We start from the raw sequence: 16,974 nt of genomic DNA on the forward strand, positions 1-16,974 counted from the left end.
GAAGCAATAATGTGCTTCGCTTTTACCTTGAATGGGGACACTTCTACTGTTCCCCCATTCCATCAAGATTCATTAACCCAAAGTTATCAAGCAATTCACGCACTTCATCTGTTGACTCTGTGCTCATTAATTGATTTCTTAATTCACTTGCCCCTCGAAACCCACGGACATATATCTTAAAAAAGCGATGAAGAGCCTTGAACGGACGCAGCGAATATTTATCATGAAGATCCAGATGCAGCCTTAAGAGATCAAGTAATTCCTTACTGCTATGATCTTTCGGCTCCTTTTCAAAGGCAAATGGATTATTGAAAATACCACGCCCAATCATAACCCCATCAACACCGTATTGAAGAGCGAGCTTCATGCCAGTTTGACGGTCAGGGATATCCCCGTTGATCGTCAAGAGTGTATCTGGTGCCACCTGGTCACGAAGTTTCTTAATCTCCGGAATCAGCTCCCAATGAGCATCTACTTTGCTCATTTCCTCTCTGGTACGCAGATGAATGGAAAGATTAACAATGTCTTGTTTCAATATGTGTGTCAGCCAGTCGCGCCATTCGTCTATATCCGTGTAGCCAAGCCTTGTCTTTACACTTACGGGCAATCCTCCTGCTTTTGCTGCTTGTATTAAATCTGCCGCAACATCCGGACGAAGGATAAGGCCGCTCCCCTTCCCATGCTGTGCTACATTCGGTACAGGACAGCCCATATTGATATCCACACCCCGAAACCCAAGTTCGGCCATACCAATACTCATTTGCCGAAAGTATTCAGGCTTATCTCCCCATATATGGGCTACAATTGGCTGCTCATCCTCTGTAAAAGTCAAACGCCCGCGCACACTCTGGATTCCCTGCGGATGACAATAGCTCTCACTATTTGTAAACTCTGTAAAAAACACATCAGGTCTGGCTGCTTCAGTCACCACATGGCGAAAAACAACGTCCGTCACATCTTCCATTGGTGCCAGTATAAAAAAAGGTCGTGGTAAATCACGCCAAAAATTATCTTTCATATTCAAATTCAAATCCTCTCATTATGGGATACGAGGCCAAATCCTTATCCCAAAATTAAAAAGCAAAATGTCCCTGCTTCTTTTACACTTATACCATGCTTAAGAACTTTTTATCAAACTGATCGGAAATGTTTATTTTAACTTGACAATCATCTCTGTACAACCAAAATATCTCCTGCTAAAATTCACCCCATTTACCAGTATTCCACTGTTCGGGTTAAAATAAAGTTTTGCTAAAAAAGACTGAAAAGAAAATTGGAAGAACACTGGATTGACAAGGGTTTAACAGGAAAAAGACCCCGAATTCGCAAAATTATTTTTTGCGGATCAGGGTCAGACTGGCAATTGTTTATTTTAACTAGCAAGAGCATTTTTTAATTAGACATCTTCAATTCCAAATTCGTCACGACTTCTACATGCGTTGAGTGTATGTGGCAACATAACAGATGCCTGGTGAGTTTACACATTTTTCAACATAAGTTTACTTATATCTCTTCATAGTCTTTTACTAAATAAAAAAGAGCTACCTTTAAATTATTAAAATGGTAGCTCGGATTATAGTGCTAACTATAAAAATTGAATTAAACCCTTTTTTCCTAGCCGTATTTAAGCATCATCCAAATGTTTAAGCAACAATACTTCCTCAAAACATTCTTATTTTAAATCCCGTTCCACAGCTGACTCTTCCAAAAGAATCGATTCAAATGCATCTACAATAAGTTTGCTGAAGTGCCTTCCAACGTGCTGCTTCAATTCATTGATTCCGACTGAAGGCGAAGCACCTTTCCGGTATACTCGGTCTGATGTTATTGCATCGTATGTATCCGCTACCCCTATAATCTGGGCCTCGAGCAGGATTTCATCACCCTTAAGGCCAAATGGATACCCGGATCCGTCAAGTCTCTCATGGTGCTGTAATATGATATCTCCTATGTGGGCATAATACGTTTTTTGAACCAGTTCAGCACCATCTTCGGAATGCTTCTTTAGCACGTCAAATTCCTCTTTTTCCAAACGCCCGGGTTTATTAAGAATTTCTTCGGGAATCTTGATTTTGCCGACATCATGGAAGATCGAGGCAAAATAAAGGTTTTCCAAAACATCTTTTGGAAGCTTAAGATGCTTGGCAATTTTTAACGAGTATTCCTGAACCCGAAGACTGTGCTGGAACGTATATTTGTCTCTATCTTCTACCTGCTTGACGATTTTGACCAACTCGGTAATGCTTTCGCTGAGATAATGGAAAACAGGCTCGGTTGAAATCCATAACAACCTTATATCCGTTAAAGCTTTAAAGTACGTTGCATCCTTTAAATTCTTGATATAAAAATAATCACCTGATACTAAAATATGTTCCTTGTCCCTGGCTTCGCCGCAACAACTTCCTTCGATAATAAAGAAGAATTCGAGTGCATCCGGAACATCACCTGGATAGAGGTAGAATATCTTTTCCCGGTTAATCGTTTGCATAATGATTTCCGTTCCATTTCCTCTAGCAAGCAATCTAAACTCTGATGAATCATGCTTGGTTTTCTCGATGTATTGGTCACCAATACCCAGATAAAGTCCTTCCACACCTGTTCCCCCTATTGGCTAGCTCCTAATACTGGACCCGAATCGGATCAATCCATACCCACTGATTCCCCAACTTTACAAGAGTCCAGGAACATTCAGCTTGAACCCCTTTCTCGGCGGCCTTCTTGATTGTTTCCTGGGACATCTTCAGTGTCTGATTATATAGTTCAAGAATTAGCTTATCGAGTTCCTCTGTATATTTCCGGGTCCTCTCCGAGTATAGTACTGATCTTTGGTCCAGTTTATTTTCGAGCGCTGTTATTTTCTCGGTAATCTTTTGCGGATCTTTGCCAAATTCAAGCGAAGCATTCAGTTCAGCGATATCGGCATTGATGTCCGCAATCTTGGCGTTAATCTCACCAGTCTCTTCAACAAGGGCGAAGTCTATTTTAATCAGTTCCGCCCGAATTTTGATCGCATGTTCAGTGTCAGCGCCTAGTAATTCAACTTCCAGTTTAGCCTTTTTCTCTTTCAGCTCAACAACTTCCTTGCCTTCTTCAATAATGCGAAGATCTCTAACAAATTTCCCAGTCATTTCGTCAGCTTTTAAGACTGCTTCAGAGATTTTCTTGTCGATTTCGATGTTCGTTTTTTCAATCTGTTCCAACGCTTCTTCCCTGTCTCTCTCCATCGAAGCGAAAGTGCTTGTCCCAAACGAGACAGTCAACAGTAAAACCATGGCAAGACTAATTACTTTCCTGAACATTGGAATCCCCCTTTTTTGGGAAAACCATCTTGAAAGGTTGATGCAGAAAATGTGAGTTTGCAGCTGGCTGGCATGGTCCCTTATACCTTAGCCCCTATAGCTTTGCGCCCTTACCTTTTCAGATAGGTTGCCCTTTGAATAGTACTAACAGGACCATTATACCAAGTTTCCATTATTTAACCAAATATTTCGATAATTTTTATAACTTTTTGCCCATCATTGTCAGAAAAATAAATCATGCACGAGGTTTGAGTCGGCCATTCATTGACCAGCTTCGATTAAATATACATCTTTTCTCCTCCCCAAATGGAAAAAGTAACCTGTCAATCAGATAGAACAATCAATATCCAATACAGATTTGTAAATCCATTTCAAGAAACATGAAAAGGCAACACCCATTAAAGGGTAGCTGCCTTATTTTAAAGCTATTTTCACTACAGCTTCAACATGCGTAGTCTGCGGAAACATATCCACCGGCTGCACTTCAACCGTCTTATATCCGCCATCTTCCAGAATCCGCAAATCCCTGGCAAGCGTAGCAGGATTGCACGACACATACACAACCTTCTTCGGCTTCATGTCTATGATTGTCTGCAGGAGTGCCTCATCACAACCTTTTCGGGGCGGATCCACAACCAAAACATCAGCTTTATTTCCTTTCTTATACCATTCCGGAATGACAACCTCCGCTTCCCCTGCTGCAAATTCCGTATTATTTATGCCGTTCAATTGGGCATTCCGCCTAGCATCCTCAATTGCTTCCGGTACTACTTCCACACCAAAAACGTTCTTTGCTTTTTGCGCCAAGAACAGGGAAATCGTTCCGATCCCACAATAGGCATCTATGACTGATTCCTCACCGGTTAGTCCTGCGTACTCCAAGGCTTTGTCATACAAAACCTTGGTTTGGTCCGGATTCACCTGGTAGAATGACAGGGCCGAGATAGCGAATTTGATGTCCCCAATAAAATCATAAATCACTTCATTTCCCCACAGCACTTTCGTCTTTTCACCTAAAATCACATTCGTCCGCTTCGAGTTGACATTATGAACAATGGATTTTATATGTGGAAGACGGGTCACAATTTGTTCAACGATTTTATTTTTCTGGGGAAGCTCCGTTGTCCTGGTGACCATCACAATCATAAGCTCCCCGGTTGTTTTTCCGTATCGGGCCATGATATGGCGCAGCACTCCTTTGTGGGCTTCCTCATCATACGGCTGGATGCCTAGCTGGCTGCAGATTTCCTTAACGGTCTGAACGGCTTCATTGACAGCGGGGTGCTGGATCAAGCTTTCATTTGTATCAACGATTTCATGGCTTCGCGGCTTAAAAAATCCGGCAATTAGCTTGCCGTCCTTTTCCCCGACTGGAACCTGCGCCTTATTCCGGTATTGCCAAGGCTCTTCCATGCCTAGAATCGGATGAATTTTGAAGTCCTCCAGCTTGCCTATACGTGAAAGCACTTCACGCACTTGCTTTTCCTTGAACTGTAGCTGGCCTTCATAACTGATGTGCTTAAGCTGGGTTCCTCCATATTTGTGCGCTTCCCCTTCGGGAACCTCAACACGATACTCACTTTTGTCATAAAGCTCGATCAGCCGGCCAAATCCGTAACCTTTACCTGCTTTTATCACTTTAATTTTCGCCTTCTCCCCAGGGAGGCCATTGGGCACGAACACCGGGTATCCGTCCACCTTGGCAACGCCTGCTCCGTCATGGGTCAGGTCCTCGAACACAACATCTATAAAATCATTTTTAGCAACAGGTGCTGTTTTTTTCATTTTATACTTCCTTTTCTATCAGAATCCCCTGCCAGGAATTCCGCTATTTAGACTGACAGTATTTTATCATATATCGCGGCAGTGAAACAAAGCGTTAGAAAAAACGCTGAATCGGAAACCTTGCTATAAGTCGACAACGTCATCGTTTCGCTGCAAAGCAGTATATCGTCTACGCCAAGAATTCTTTGCCGGGCTTAGTCACAAAATGCCGGCCTTTTTCATAAAAAATAGTAATAACAATATTCTTTGGAAATTGTTTCAATTCGTGTATAAAAATCCTATTTATATGCAAAATAATTACAAATAGGTGAGGTGAGTAGAATGGGATTATTCAGTGCCATTTCAGCATGGAATGCCTCCAGGTATGCCAAGCATGTATCTAATATGGAGGAAAAAGGGTTATGCCCGGATTGCCGCGGTAAAGGTTTTAACGCCTATGCGCCAAATGAATATTACTATTCTCACGTATATGATTGTTCCGGCTGCAATGGGTCAGGCTCATTTTCAGATTGGGCCGAGACGAATGCAGAATTATAAGATGGACAATTGTGCAATTTTTAAATCAAAGGACTGAGCCGCCAACAATGAAATAAGGGGACCTGGTCCTTTTTTAATTGGGTGCACTATATCAAATTTCTCTCGATATTTTTTCGCTTACATATTTGGATTTTCGCTCCTATATTTTAACTTTCACTCATATCCGTAATTCTGCTCATATATTTTTATTTATGCTCCTGTATCCGAAAAAGGAAAAACCTATCTCTGCAAGTTAATTAGAGATAGGTTTTTCCATTGGATAAAAAACTTTTTCATCATATTTCCATGCCTTACTGATTTGCTGGATCATCAGGCAATTCACCTTGCGGGACAAATACATCAAAATGCCTGTACTGGTTGACGAATTCAGCCGGGGCCAATCCGCCAAATTCCCCGTCCAGATTCAGCTGCATTTTGTCTTTGGTCGTGACCTTGATTCTGTTTGCTTTTTGATAAATCACGTTACGGTCATGAATATGTTCGCCGCGGATCGCCAGGCTTGCTATCCGGATAAAATCGGCGAGATTCGTTTTTTTCAAAATCAGCATCGTGAACATGCCATCATTCAATGAAGCATCTGGTGCCAATCTCTCAAAGCCCCCGACCGAGTTCGTGTTCGCAACCAAAAAGAGCATGATTTCACCTTCGAAAATCTTCCCGTCATATTCGATGGTAACTTCGGTTGCCCTGATGGAAGGAAGCATTTCGATGCCTTTTAAGTAATAGGCAAGCTGCCCGATCATTGTTTTCAACTTGCTTGGCACTTCATATGTTAACTCCGTCAGGCGTCCCCCGCCCGCAATGTTAATAAAATATCGATCATTCATTTTCCCTATATCTATTGGCATCGTATGGCCTGCAACAATAATATCCATCGCCGCCTGGACAGACCTAGGTACATGGATGGCCCTTGCAAAGTCATTAGTTGTTCCAACAGGTATAATCCCTAGCTTCGGACGCTTCTCCGTATCCGCAAGACCATTGACAACCTCATAAATAGTCCCGTCACCGCCGGCAGCAATCACGACATCGTATCCCCGCTCAATCGCAATCCGCGCTGCCCTTGTTGCATCGCCTTCCCCCGTCGTTGCATGGCATGATGCTTCGTAACCGGCAAGCTCCAGCTTTTCCAGCACTTCAGGCAGATGCTTCTTTATCGCTTCCCGACCCGATGTCGGATTGTAAATCAATCTTGCTCTTTTCATTTTCCCATCATCCTATTAGTAAAATAAACAAATTCCATATTTTTCATGTTAACGATTTAGGATTCAAAAAGCAACGAAACAGGTCTAAATCCCCTGTCCATCTATGCACACAGCTTAGTTTCCTATTCTTTGGCTCTTCCCTATATTACCTCTATATCCGCCGTTAAATCAAATATTAGTATGTACGCCAACTGCCCTATACACCCTAGCCAAACGTCCTATTAACCTTCTGCTCATCTACACCGTTCGACAGGGTTAGGTAAAATTTTACAGGTTTTGCAATTTGAACTCGTGGTATATAAGAGAGGATGTAAGTTATATATCAAAAAATGGGGGAAAAAACAGCCATGAAAAAAGGTTTTCATTTAGGATTTATTCTTCTTCTGCTATGCAGCCTCGTTTTATCAGCTTGTTCAAACAATACCGAGGCTGAAGGAAAAAATAAAGACGGAAAGGTAGTCATTGATTTTCAGACATTCTGGGGATCGGAAACAAGAAGGCCGGTTATTGAAAAAATTGTCGATGACTTTAATAAGTCCCAGGATGAAATTGAGGTAAAACACACTTTCGTCCCATGGGGAGATATTTGGACCAAGAACACGGCAGCTGTAGCAGCCGGCAATCCTGCCGATGTGATTGTAAATGACATAAATACAGTCGCCCACCGCGCAGAGAATGGACAATCCGAAGACTTATCCCAGTATATAGATGAAGGTATTAAAGATGAGTTATACCCAAACCTTTGGGAAACGGTTCAATATAAAGATAAATTCTATGGGGTTCCATTCACTACAGATACACGGGTTCTATTTTATAACAAAGATGCCTATAAGGAAGCTGGCCTTGATCCGGAACAGCCGCCGAAAACTTGGAAAGAGCTTGAAGATCATGCAAAAAAACTGGACGTTAAAAAAGACGGCATTTATGAGCGCATCGGTTTCTATCCGACATGGGGAAGTTTCGGTGCCGGCAGTTGGATGGCCAATGCTGATGACGGGAAAGGTTTCTTTGAGGGCAATGAAATGTATATTAACACCCCGAATAAAGTGGAAGCCCTGAAGTGGGTTGCAGGTTGGCACAAGCGTTTAGGCGCCAAGAATGTTCAAGCGTTTCAAGCAGAGTTCGGAAGCGGCCAGACTAACCCTTTCATTTCCGAAAAAGTTGCCATTTGGACTGACATTGCAAGCTTCTACACACAAATTCGTGACACTGGAAAAGACATGAACTTTGGCATTGCTCCAATCCCTGCTTTTAAAGAGGAAGGCAGAAACTGGAATGAAGGCGGCGGCTTTGTGATGGAAATCCCTAAAGGGGCCAAACATCCGAAAGAGGCAGCCACATTCATCGAGTATTTAGCCAGCGAAAAGGCACAGAAATACTGGGCACAGAAGAATTATGACAATGTAGCTAATAAAAAAGCCGCCGAAAGTGTGCTAAAAGATTTTACCGGAGACGAGAAGCTTGTGTATGAACAGGCGTTGAAAAATCTGAAAGATACTCGTTTCCATCCGGCTCCAATCGATTATCCTGACTATGCATCACGTGTGGATCCGCAGCTCGAAGCTGCCATCACGGGGAAAAGCACTCCGGAAAAGGCATTGCAAAAAGCGGAGAATGACGTAAAAAAACTTAAAAGGTAATCCCAAACTAATAATTTGGAAAAAAGGGAAGTCATTTGGCTTCTCTTCTTTCTATAGTGAAAGGGGCTTTATGATGAACGAGACCGTATTAAAGGAACAACAATCAAATGCAATGCCGATGCCCGAATCATATGCTCCAAAAAAGGAAATCGAACGGGAGGCTGCAGTTTCTATACCAAAAGCGGCACGCAAAAGAAAATGGCGGCCGGGAAACTCAGAAAACTTGATCGGCTATTTATTCATTTCCCCTTGGCTTCTTGGGCTGATCTTTTTGACAGCAGGCCCCATGCTATTTTCTTTATATGTCAGTTTTACAGATTATAATATCACTTCTAAAATGAACTTCATCGGTTTTGATAACTATAAACGTATGTTTACAATGGATGACTTATTTTGGACTTCATTATGGAATACCTTATATTTTGTCCTATTTTCCGTCCCGTTAACAACAGCGGGTGCCGTCTTCATTGCCGTACTTTTAAACCAGAAGATCCCCGGCATGAAAATTTTCCGTACGATTTACTATCTTCCAGCCGTACTTTCCGGCATAGCCGTGTATTTTCTTTGGATGCAGCTGTTAAGCCCGACTACAGGCCTCATTAATACCGTGCTTGCCTGGTTCGGCATCCAGGGTCCTTCGTGGCTGTTTGATCCCGAATGGACAAAGCCTGCCCTTATTTTAATGAAATTATGGAGTGTCGGCGGCGGTATGCTCTTGTACCTAGCAAGGTTGCAAGGCGTTTCCAATGTATTATACGAAGCTGCTGACCTCGACGGGGCCAATGCCTTCCAGAAGTTCTGGCATATTACCCTGCCGATGCTGACACCGATCATTTTCTTTGACATCATCACAAGTACGATTGCCTCTTTCCAGATCTTCCAGGAAGCATATGTCATGACAGAAAATGGTGACGGCGGCCCGGGCGGTTCTTTATTATTCTTCAACCTACATATGTGGAATAAAGCTTTTGAAGTGTTCGACATGGGGTATGCGTCATCCATGGCCTGGTTCTTATTCGTCATCATCATGGTTCTGACAGTATTCAACCTCAAATTCAGCAAAAAATGGGTACACTACGATGGAGGGGACAACAAGTGAACGGCAGCGTAAAGTTTTATCAAACTATGAAATTCAGGCGATATGTTAAGAATACAATAATCCTGTCCATCTTGATTCTTGGGAGCCTGGTGCTCCTTACTCCGCTGTGGTGGATGGTTTCTACTTCCTTGAAGACACCCGCTGAGATTGCACAGCATCCTCCCGCATTCATGCCGGAGTCCTTTCAATTTTCGAATTATATCGAGGCCTGGCAAACCGGCCCGTTTACCCGCTGGGGACTTAATACGCTATTCATCTCCGTGATCGTCACAATTGGCAGCGTATTTGTGAACTCGTTCATTGCCTATGGCTTCGCAAAAATCCGTTTCAAAGGCAGAAATACTTTATTTGTAATCATACTGGCAACGATGCTGATTCCGGGATTTGTTACACTGGTCCCGCAATATATGCTGTTCTCGAAGCTCGGCTGGGTAAATACCTATTTGCCCCTTATCGTCCCTGCTTTCCTGGGCAGTGCTTTCTTCATCTTCCTGCTCCGCCAATTCATGCTGACAATTCCGAAAGAATTCAGTGAAGCAGCCATTATGGATGGGGCAAGCCATTTCAAAATTTGGTGGCATATTATGCTGCCGCTGACAAAACCCGCACTCATTACAGTTGGCATTTTTGCCTTTAACGGCGCCTGGAATGACTTATTGGGGCCGCTTCTGTATCTGAATGATGAAAATCTGTATACGCTCCAGCTTGGTTTGCAAACTTTTAAAGGCAGCGTCCAGGTGCAATGGCATTATTTAATGTCCATGTCCGTGACGATCCTGCTTCCGACAGTCTTCTTATTCTTTATTTTCCAAAGATTCTTTATGAATGGAGCCAACATTTCATCAGGGACGAAGGGTTGATATGTAAGGGGACTGGTTTTAACGACCAGTCCTCTTTGCTTTAAGTTTCCGCCTTTATACGCTAACCCCCCACAGTCTCCTCGATGTTTTTAAAGATACTTATTCGTTCCTACACCCTTCACACTCCGAGTCAAAGTGTCTTCTCTACACTTATCCTGCCATTGTTGTTTTCCATACCCACCTGAAACCTATAAACAAATAATAGATATAATTAGGTGCCTCGATATGTATCCACACCATATTCTATAATAACTGTTCAATCGTTAGAGGATATAACTCGCCAAGTTCTTCTTTCATTCTGAATCATTAATGCTACTGGTTTTTCTCGTAACCTTTTAGCATATTTGTTAATCAAACGATTAATTAAACTTGATGGGGCAGTGAAATATCAATACTCACTCGGTTTTGGATTAATTAATCAAACGATTGATTAAATTGGAAAAGTGAAATTCGATTGGGGTGCAGTTAACAGTTGTTCTTCATGTACGTATTTTTCTATTGTTTCTGACCGTTGTTAGTCATTTTCTGATATTCCGGTTTAAGAAGCCCCATAATAATCGTGTCATGATGTTCATGATTGTAATACATACTTTCACGTCTGATGCCTTCTTGCTTGAACCCAAGTTTTTCGTATGCCCTGATGGCTCTGGGATTATATGAATAAACCTCCAACTCGATTCGATGAAGATTGTACACACCAAACCCATAATCCAATAATAATTTCATAGCTTCCGTTCCATAGCCTTTTGAGAGATATTTATCATTGGATATTTGAATCCTGATATATGAAGTTCTGTTTAACAGATCTATATAGCTTAATTCTACATCACCTATTAATTCATGCGTCGATTTATCAAGGATAACTTGGAAAATACGGTTTTCATCTTTACTGATTTTAGAGAGGTATTCACCCATAAACTCTTTGTTGTATACCTTTTTTAACCCTGTTAATCTTCTTGTTTCGAAAATATATAAACCGCGGTAAAAAAAATCAAGATCCCCCTCATCGTATGGCCTTAAGTATACCCTTTCACCTTCTAAAAATCTTACTTGTCCTTGCATCCCCAATCCCCCCTCGAGTTTTTCTAACACCTATAATTTTATATGGGCAGTTTTAATAAACTTCTCGGTGACCCTACAATCCTGCTTTTAAGAAATTCAACAGCACCATACTGCTTGCAGGCAATTTCCACTTTAAATCTAAAATCATTGAAATTTGCGGGAAACATAAGGCAGGTGCCCCTGATCTAAGGTTAACTAACCTTGACGGTTTTTATTGATATCGAATTTTTTCTCGTAATAAATCTTAAAGCCTATTAGAACCGGCACTAAGATGGCAGTCGGCAGTAACCATAATAGCAGGTTCGAGGATTGTATATTTAATAATTTCGGAGCGCCAAAAACAGTAAAAGCAGTCACCGTTGATATACAGCAGGCAATCATACCTCCGAAATGTTCAAAATACCAATGCATTTTTTTCACAGGCCTGCGTATCCAGTAGGTTAACTGAATTCCGCCAAGAAAAAGTCCAAGCAGTGGGAAATAAGTAATTAACGGTGACCCAATCGTAAAACCGTAAATCCCAATTCCAAGTCCTGAAACAACTAATAAAGTGCTTACAAGAAGATCCGGGATACTCCGATGGGGCTGTTTCCTTGTTTTGAAACGAAGTACACGTATTCCATACCATGCGGAAGCACCACTTAAAATGGAAATAAATATTAAGAACCACGAAAAAGAGATTCTTTCATTATCAGCATTTGTATCAAAAAAAACCCGATAAACCCCCATATAAAAGGCTGATGCCGCTACTATACTCATTGAATACACATAAATCCATCCAACCCTGTTATGTATTTTCCCTCCTTTTTTAGTCACCATAGGAATCCAAAAAATAATCAAGGCTAAAAAGCCTGCGATGATATGGATAATTCTAAATAAAGAAAAAACTGCCAAGTAATTGACCCCCTTTATTCCATTTTATTCAGATTTATCAACCAGCTTCCCGAGAATTAATATTCCATATATAACAAAACCTACCATTTTTTATATAATTTATTCAACAAAAATTTATCCGTTTTCAACCTCTTCCTCCCCGTTGGCGAAAGAAAAGACAAATATTTAAACTAGTAAAATACTCTTTAAAATTCAACTTCTATTATTTCAATGTGATTTTATATGTAATTAAGAACAAATACAAAAGGAGCGGCCTTGGCCTGCTCCCACCTGAAATAATGTTATTTATTCTGCACGATTAAAAAGGAAACTTCCTAAATTGAGTTTGAACCGATACCCATTTGGTCACTGTAAATTCTTCAACTACCCATGGGCTTCCAAAGCGGCCTAAGCCACTCGCCTTATTTCCTCCAAACGGTAAGTTAGGATGTGCGTTAACGGTTTGATCATTCACATGTGTCATTCCGGCATCAATTTGAAGGGCAAGTTCTTCCCCTTTTACCAAATCGCTTGTGAAAATAGCTGAAGCTAGCCCATATTCAGTTTCATTCGCCATATCGATAGCTTCTTCATCAGAGTCCGCTTTTATAATGGTAGCAATAGGGGCAAATAATTCGGTTTGTGCAAGTTTGCTTGAGTTCTTTACGTCAATAAATACATACGGTGTTAAAATATTGCCTTCACGTTTTCCTTCAAGTATAAGTTTTTCGCCCGCATGTTTTGCATCCTCAATCACATTAAGTGCTTTCTCAAGCTGACGCTCATTCACAAGCGGACCAATAACTGTTTTTGGATCTCTTGGGTCACCATAAGGCAGGCCTTTCACTCTTTCAACAAATTTCTCAACGAACTGGTCGTATTTGTCTTTTTGAACAATAATTCGATTTGTAATCATGCAGATTTGGCCTTGATGAAGGAATTTACCAAAAATAGCTGCATCAACAGCCGCATCAATATCTGCATCGGAAAGAATAACAAATGGGCCATTTCCTCCGAGCTCAAGTGCCACACGTTTAAGGTTTTCCCCCGCAATCTTGCCGATATGTCTTCCGACCGGAGTGGAACCTGTGAAACTAATCAAGCCTGGAACTGGGTTGGTTAACATCTCATCGCCGATTTCCTGCAGGTCGGTCAATATCATATTAAATACCCCATTCGGCAGACCGGCTTCTTCAAATGCTTTTGCAATAATGGAACCGCCTGATAACCCAACTTGGATATCAGGTTTATGAACGACACTGTTTCCTAACGCAATTGCCGGTGCAATCGTTCTCATCGATAGATTCATAGGAAAGTTAAACGGTGAAATCGAAGAAATGACCCCGAGTGGCAAGCGATGAATATGATTCACCTTGCCATCTACCATAGAGGGAACTTCCCGAACCTGATAAAGTTCATCAGCCATAACAATCGCTTCTTCTATTTCATCTATTGATACTTGAACTTCGATATTTGCCTTAATGATTGTTCCCCCGGTTTCCCGAACTACTACATCCACAATTTCTTCACGATTTGCTTTTAAGTACTCCGCTGCTTTAATAAGCACTGCTCTTCTTTCTTCCACGGAAGATTTTGCCCATTTTTTTTGTGCACTTTTTGCAATTTCAAAGGCTTTGCCAAGCTGGTCTTGCGTGGCCAGCCGAACTTTGGTGATAACTGAATTATCATAAGGATTTAGTATATCATAGGTTCTTTCGCTGAGACCTTCTGTCCATTCACCGTTTATAAAGCTTTTATTTAAATTTTCATAGCGAACCATTATAAATCTCTCCCCTTAATACTACCTGATTATATTTCACTCTTAATAATCTTTTCAGCATACTCCGCCAAGGAATTTGCATTATGATTGATTTCCTGCATCGTGGCGGCAAGCTCCTCCAGTGCAGCCGATTGGCTCTCTGATTCTGAATTACTTTTAGAGACGGATTTATGCAGCTGTGAAATAAGCCCATCAATCTTTAAAACCGTGCTTCTTATTGTTTCGGTATGTTCCTTGGAGTTGCCGGCCATTTTACGGATTTCCTGTGCGACTACCGAGAACCCTTTCCCATAATCACCCGCCCTTGCAGCTTCTATTGAAGCATTGAGACCAAGTATTTGGCTATGGTCTGAAACTTCCCTTACCATTTTCGCCACTTTTTCTATTTCCTGCACACTTTCCAACACACTATTCGATTGCTCGGAAATGAAATGCATCGTTTCTGAAAAAGAAGTGACCGACCCGGCTAATTCCTGTATGGTTGCCGTTACCTGTTCCACGGCCACGGATAGCTTTGATGCAATATCAAATAAGTTGTTATATTGTTCCAAGGAACTGGCAACCCCTACAGCCCCGATGACATTTCCTTTCTCATCAGATATAGGAATGGCATTGGCCTGTACTGGAAATCCAAAGATTTCCTTTGGTAAAATGGTTTGTTGTACTTTTCCATATTGAACTGCTTCATACATCCCATCACCTTGATGAAGTATGTATCCTGTCTCCAATGGTGGTATCGTCTTGGAACCCACACCCAATAACAATTTTTCCCTGTCAGAAACACCAATTGTGAAGTCTTGCGGGAACAAATCTTTAAGAAGCGGGGCAACTTCCATGAATGCTGCAATTCTAGGATGTAATTCTTGATCAGGATTTATATCATGCGGTCCATCCAATAGACTTTTCATAATAGAATCTCCATTCTTTTGATAGTTATGAAGGCAGATCATAAATTTCTAGTTTCATAATTTAATGCTGATTCCCAAATTGAATATAAAAAAATCCGCCAAAAGATTCGCGAAGGCAGTTTAATCATTAAACATATTCCCTGTTACTTTCATACCTTTTTGGCAACCCGACTGTCATAGCAGTAAAATGCCTTAGACTCGTGGCTTTGCGTCCTTATCTTTCAATAAGTTTGCCGTTTCGATTGTCACTTAAATGTTAAATCTTTCAGCTTATTATTTCAACGTTTTTTGACGTTTATTGACAGTAATTAGGATAATATACCTATGATATTTGGTTCATCGCTATTTTAATGCATTGTTTACTATTGTAATCAAATAAAAAGGCTGTACCACTTATTAAGTGATACAGCCTTTTGTTCACAGATAGTTGTATCTGCGCAAGTCTAGTCCCTCTGCTCATGACTCTACCAGGATTGTGATGGGAGAGTTTTTCTTACCTTTTCTGAATCTCTTCTAAAAGGATTTTATTGACAAGCTGCGGGTTGGCCTGTCCCTTTGTCGCCTTCATGATCTGGCCGACAAGGAAGCCAATCGCCTTTTGTTTTCCAGCTTTGAAATCTTCAATCGATTGCGGATTGTTATCTAATGCCTCGCCGACAATCTTCTTCAGCGCGCCCTCATCCGAAATTTGGACAAGGCCTTTTTCTTTCACGATTGTCTCGGCATCCCCGCCGTTTTCAACCAGTTCCTTAAAGACTTGCTTGGCGATTTTGGAAGAAATCGTACCATTTTCGATCAGCTTGATCATCCCCGCCAATGCTTCAGGCGTCAAGGCAACCTCATGCAGTTCTTTTCCTTCTGCATTTAGATAGCCGGAAAGTTCACCCATGATCCAGTTGGATGCCTGTTTTGCATCGGCACCCTTTGCAACTGCCGCTTCAAAGAAGTCAGCAGTTTCCTTTGTTACCGTTAAAACAGCTGCATCATAAGCCGGAAGGGCAAGCTCTTCCATGTAGCGCTGCTTCCTGGCATCTGGAAGCTCCGGAATTTCCGCACGGACCCGGGCTTTCCAATCTTCATCAATATAAATGTTCAATAGATCCGGCTCAGGGAAATAACGATAATCGTCTGAACCTTCTTTAACACGCATCAATAATGTTTTGCCGGTTGCCTCGTCAAAACGGCGCGTTTCCTGTTCAATCGCACCTCCGGAACTTAATACCTCTTCCTGGCGCTTTTCTTCATACTCCAAGCCTTTTCGGACAAAGTTGAAGGAGTTTAAGTTCTTCAGTTCCGTCTTTGTTCCGAATTCCTTTTGACCTGCCGGGCGAAGCGAGATATTTGCATCACATCTCAACGATCCTTCTTCCATCTTGCAATCGGAAACACCGGTGTACTGGATGATGGACTTTAATTTCTCCAAATAAGCATACGCCTCTTCAGGAGAAGATATATCCGGCTCGGACACGATTTCAATCAAAGGCGTCCCCTGGCGGTTGTAATCACATAGCGAGTAACCGTCCCCTGTATGGGTCAGCTTTCCCGCATCCTCTTCCATATGGATACGCGTAATTCCAATTTTCTTCTTTTTGCCGTTTACCTCTATTTCAATCCAGCCATGCTCCCCGATTGGTTTGTCAAACTGGGAAATCTGGTAAGCCTTCGGGTTATCCGGGTAAAAATAGTTTTTTCGGTCAAACTTCGTATCTGTCGCCACTTCGCAGTTTAACGCCATGGCAGCTTTCATTGCATAGTCCACGACTTTTCTGTTTAGTACAGGAAGCACACCTGGGTAACCAAGGTCCACCACCGTCGTATTTGTATTCGGGGCAGCGCCGAAATGGTTCGGGCTTGCCGAGAATATTTTGGAATCTGTTTTAAGCTCAACGTGCACTTCGAGTCCAATAACCGTTTCATACTTCATTT

General features: G+C 41.7%; 14 protein-coding genes and 2 riboswitches. Of the genes, 4 read left to right on the forward strand and 10 right to left on the reverse strand.

The window, feature by feature from the left end; all coding sequences use genetic code 11:
• Positions 1 to 43: 43 nt before the first annotated feature.
• The 4 genes from D0466_RS16905 to rlmD all read right to left on the reverse strand — a co-directional run bounded on the left by D0466_RS16905 (position 44) and on the right by rlmD (position 5,084).
• Positions 44 to 1,018 (reverse strand): tRNA dihydrouridine synthase, encoded by a 975-nt coding sequence (locus D0466_RS16905; RefSeq protein WP_117323764.1) that lies wholly within the window; start codon positions 1,016 to 1,018, stop codon positions 44 to 46.
• 654 nt (positions 1,019 to 1,672) lie between these two features.
• Entirely contained in the window at positions 1,673 to 2,593 is a 921-nt protein-coding gene (locus D0466_RS16910; RefSeq protein ID WP_117323722.1) for an HD-GYP domain-containing protein, read from the reverse strand.
• A 25-nt stretch (positions 2,594 to 2,618) separates the two neighbouring features.
• Positions 2,619 to 3,299: a hypothetical protein gene (locus tag D0466_RS16915; protein WP_117323723.1), complete on the reverse strand. Its 681-nt coding sequence runs from the start codon at positions 3,297 to 3,299 to the stop codon at positions 2,619 to 2,621.
• Between the two features lie 55 nt (positions 3,300 to 3,354).
• Positions 3,355 to 3,441: riboswitch (cyclic di-GMP riboswitch) on the reverse strand.
• A gap of 272 nt (positions 3,442 to 3,713) precedes the next feature.
• Positions 3,714 to 5,084: a 23S rRNA (uracil(1939)-C(5))-methyltransferase RlmD gene (rlmD, locus tag D0466_RS16920; protein ID WP_117323724.1), complete on the reverse strand. Its 1,371-nt coding sequence runs from the start codon at positions 5,082 to 5,084 to the stop codon at positions 3,714 to 3,716.
• Positions 5,085 to 5,405: 321 nt separating this feature from the next.
• Here rlmD and D0466_RS16925 point away from each other — a divergent pair, with 321 nt between their 5' ends.
• Positions 5,406 to 5,621: a methionine aminopeptidase gene (locus tag D0466_RS16925; RefSeq protein ID WP_117323725.1), complete on the forward strand. Its 216-nt coding sequence runs from the start codon at positions 5,406 to 5,408 to the stop codon at positions 5,619 to 5,621.
• A 290-nt stretch (positions 5,622 to 5,911) separates the two neighbouring features.
• Here D0466_RS16925 and D0466_RS16930 read toward each other — a convergent pair whose 3' ends face one another.
• Positions 5,912 to 6,826 carry a diacylglycerol kinase gene (locus D0466_RS16930; RefSeq protein WP_117323726.1) on the reverse strand — a complete coding sequence of 305 codons (915 nt, stop codon included), beginning with the start codon at positions 6,824 to 6,826 and terminating at the stop codon, positions 5,912 to 5,914.
• A gap of 329 nt (positions 6,827 to 7,155) precedes the next feature.
• Between D0466_RS16930 and D0466_RS16935 the strand changes: the two genes are divergently transcribed.
• The 3 genes from D0466_RS16935 to D0466_RS16945 all read left to right on the forward strand — a co-directional run bounded on the left by D0466_RS16935 (position 7,156) and on the right by D0466_RS16945 (position 10,425).
• On the forward strand, positions 7,156 to 8,466 hold the full coding sequence (locus D0466_RS16935; RefSeq protein WP_233522685.1) for an ABC transporter substrate-binding protein: 1,311 nt from the start codon (positions 7,156 to 7,158) through the stop codon (positions 8,464 to 8,466).
• A gap of 70 nt (positions 8,467 to 8,536) precedes the next feature.
• Positions 8,537 to 9,565: a carbohydrate ABC transporter permease gene (locus tag D0466_RS16940; RefSeq protein WP_233522686.1), complete on the forward strand. Its 1,029-nt coding sequence runs from the start codon at positions 8,537 to 8,539 to the stop codon at positions 9,563 to 9,565.
• Positions 9,562 to 10,425, forward strand: a complete 864-nt coding sequence (locus tag D0466_RS16945; protein WP_233522687.1) for a carbohydrate ABC transporter permease — start codon at positions 9,562 to 9,564, stop codon at positions 10,423 to 10,425. Before D0466_RS16940 ends, D0466_RS16945 begins: the two co-directional genes overlap by 4 nt.
• 495 nt (positions 10,426 to 10,920) lie before the next feature.
• Here the strand turns inward: D0466_RS16945 and D0466_RS16950 are convergent, their stop codons facing one another.
• The 5 genes from D0466_RS16950 to gatB all read right to left on the reverse strand — a co-directional run bounded on the left by D0466_RS16950 (position 10,921) and on the right by gatB (position 16,972).
• On the reverse strand, positions 10,921 to 11,487 hold the full coding sequence (locus D0466_RS16950) for a GNAT family N-acetyltransferase (protein ID WP_117323728.1): 567 nt from the start codon (positions 11,485 to 11,487) through the stop codon (positions 10,921 to 10,923).
• A 195-nt stretch (positions 11,488 to 11,682) separates the two neighbouring features.
• Complete coding sequence (locus D0466_RS16955; protein WP_117323729.1) at positions 11,683 to 12,381, reverse strand: DUF2306 domain-containing protein; 699 nt, start codon at positions 12,379 to 12,381, stop codon at positions 11,683 to 11,685.
• Between the two features lie 298 nt (positions 12,382 to 12,679).
• Positions 12,680 to 14,140 carry an aldehyde dehydrogenase family protein gene (locus D0466_RS16960; protein ID WP_117323730.1) on the reverse strand — a complete coding sequence of 487 codons (1,461 nt, stop codon included), beginning with the start codon at positions 14,138 to 14,140 and terminating at the stop codon, positions 12,680 to 12,682.
• A 29-nt stretch (positions 14,141 to 14,169) separates the two neighbouring features.
• Positions 14,170 to 15,048, reverse strand: a complete 879-nt coding sequence (locus tag D0466_RS16965; RefSeq protein WP_158555935.1) for a methyl-accepting chemotaxis protein — start codon at positions 15,046 to 15,048, stop codon at positions 14,170 to 14,172.
• A 158-nt stretch (positions 15,049 to 15,206) separates the two neighbouring features.
• Positions 15,207 to 15,293: riboswitch (cyclic di-GMP riboswitch) on the reverse strand.
• Positions 15,294 to 15,541: 248 nt separating this feature from the next.
• Positions 15,542 to 16,972, reverse strand: a complete 1,431-nt coding sequence (gene gatB / locus D0466_RS16970; protein ID WP_117323732.1) for an Asp-tRNA(Asn)/Glu-tRNA(Gln) amidotransferase subunit GatB — start codon at positions 16,970 to 16,972, stop codon at positions 15,542 to 15,544.
• Positions 16,973 to 16,974 lie beyond the last annotated feature (2 nt).

Source organism: Peribacillus glennii (assembly GCF_003429105.1).
Lineage (GTDB): Bacteria > Bacillota > Bacilli > Bacillales > DSM-1321 > Peribacillus > Peribacillus glennii.

Excerpts from the sequence above, each read along its gene's own strand:
- D0466_RS16905 (WP_117323764.1), bottom strand. The coding sequence starts at position 1,018 with ATGAAAGATAATTTTTGGCGTGATTTACCACGACCTTTTTTTATACTG.
- D0466_RS16915 (WP_117323723.1), bottom strand. The coding sequence starts at position 3,299 with ATGTTCAGGAAAGTAATTAGTCTTGCCATGGTTTTACTGTTGACTGTC.
- rlmD (WP_117323724.1), bottom strand. The coding sequence starts at position 5,084 with ATGAAAAAAACAGCACCTGTTGCTAAAAATGATTTTATAGATGTTGTG.
- D0466_RS16925 (WP_117323725.1), top strand. The coding sequence starts at position 5,406 with ATGGGATTATTCAGTGCCATTTCAGCATGGAATGCCTCCAGGTATGCC.
- D0466_RS16930 (WP_117323726.1), bottom strand. The coding sequence starts at position 6,826 with ATGAAAAGAGCAAGATTGATTTACAATCCGACATCGGGTCGGGAAGCG.
- D0466_RS16935 (WP_233522685.1), top strand. The coding sequence starts at position 7,156 with ATGGGGGAAAAAACAGCCATGAAAAAAGGTTTTCATTTAGGATTTATT.
- D0466_RS16940 (WP_233522686.1), top strand. The coding sequence starts at position 8,537 with ATGATGAACGAGACCGTATTAAAGGAACAACAATCAAATGCAATGCCG.
- D0466_RS16950 (WP_117323728.1), bottom strand. The coding sequence starts at position 11,487 with ATGCAAGGACAAGTAAGATTTTTAGAAGGTGAAAGGGTATACTTAAGG.
- D0466_RS16960 (WP_117323730.1), bottom strand. The coding sequence starts at position 14,140 with ATGGTTCGCTATGAAAATTTAAATAAAAGCTTTATAAACGGTGAATGG.
- D0466_RS16965 (WP_158555935.1), bottom strand. The coding sequence starts at position 15,048 with ATGAAAAGTCTATTGGATGGACCGCATGATATAAATCCTGATCAAGAA.
- gatB (WP_117323732.1), bottom strand. The coding sequence starts at position 16,972 with ATGAAGTATGAAACGGTTATTGGACTCGAAGTGCACGTTGAGCTTAAA.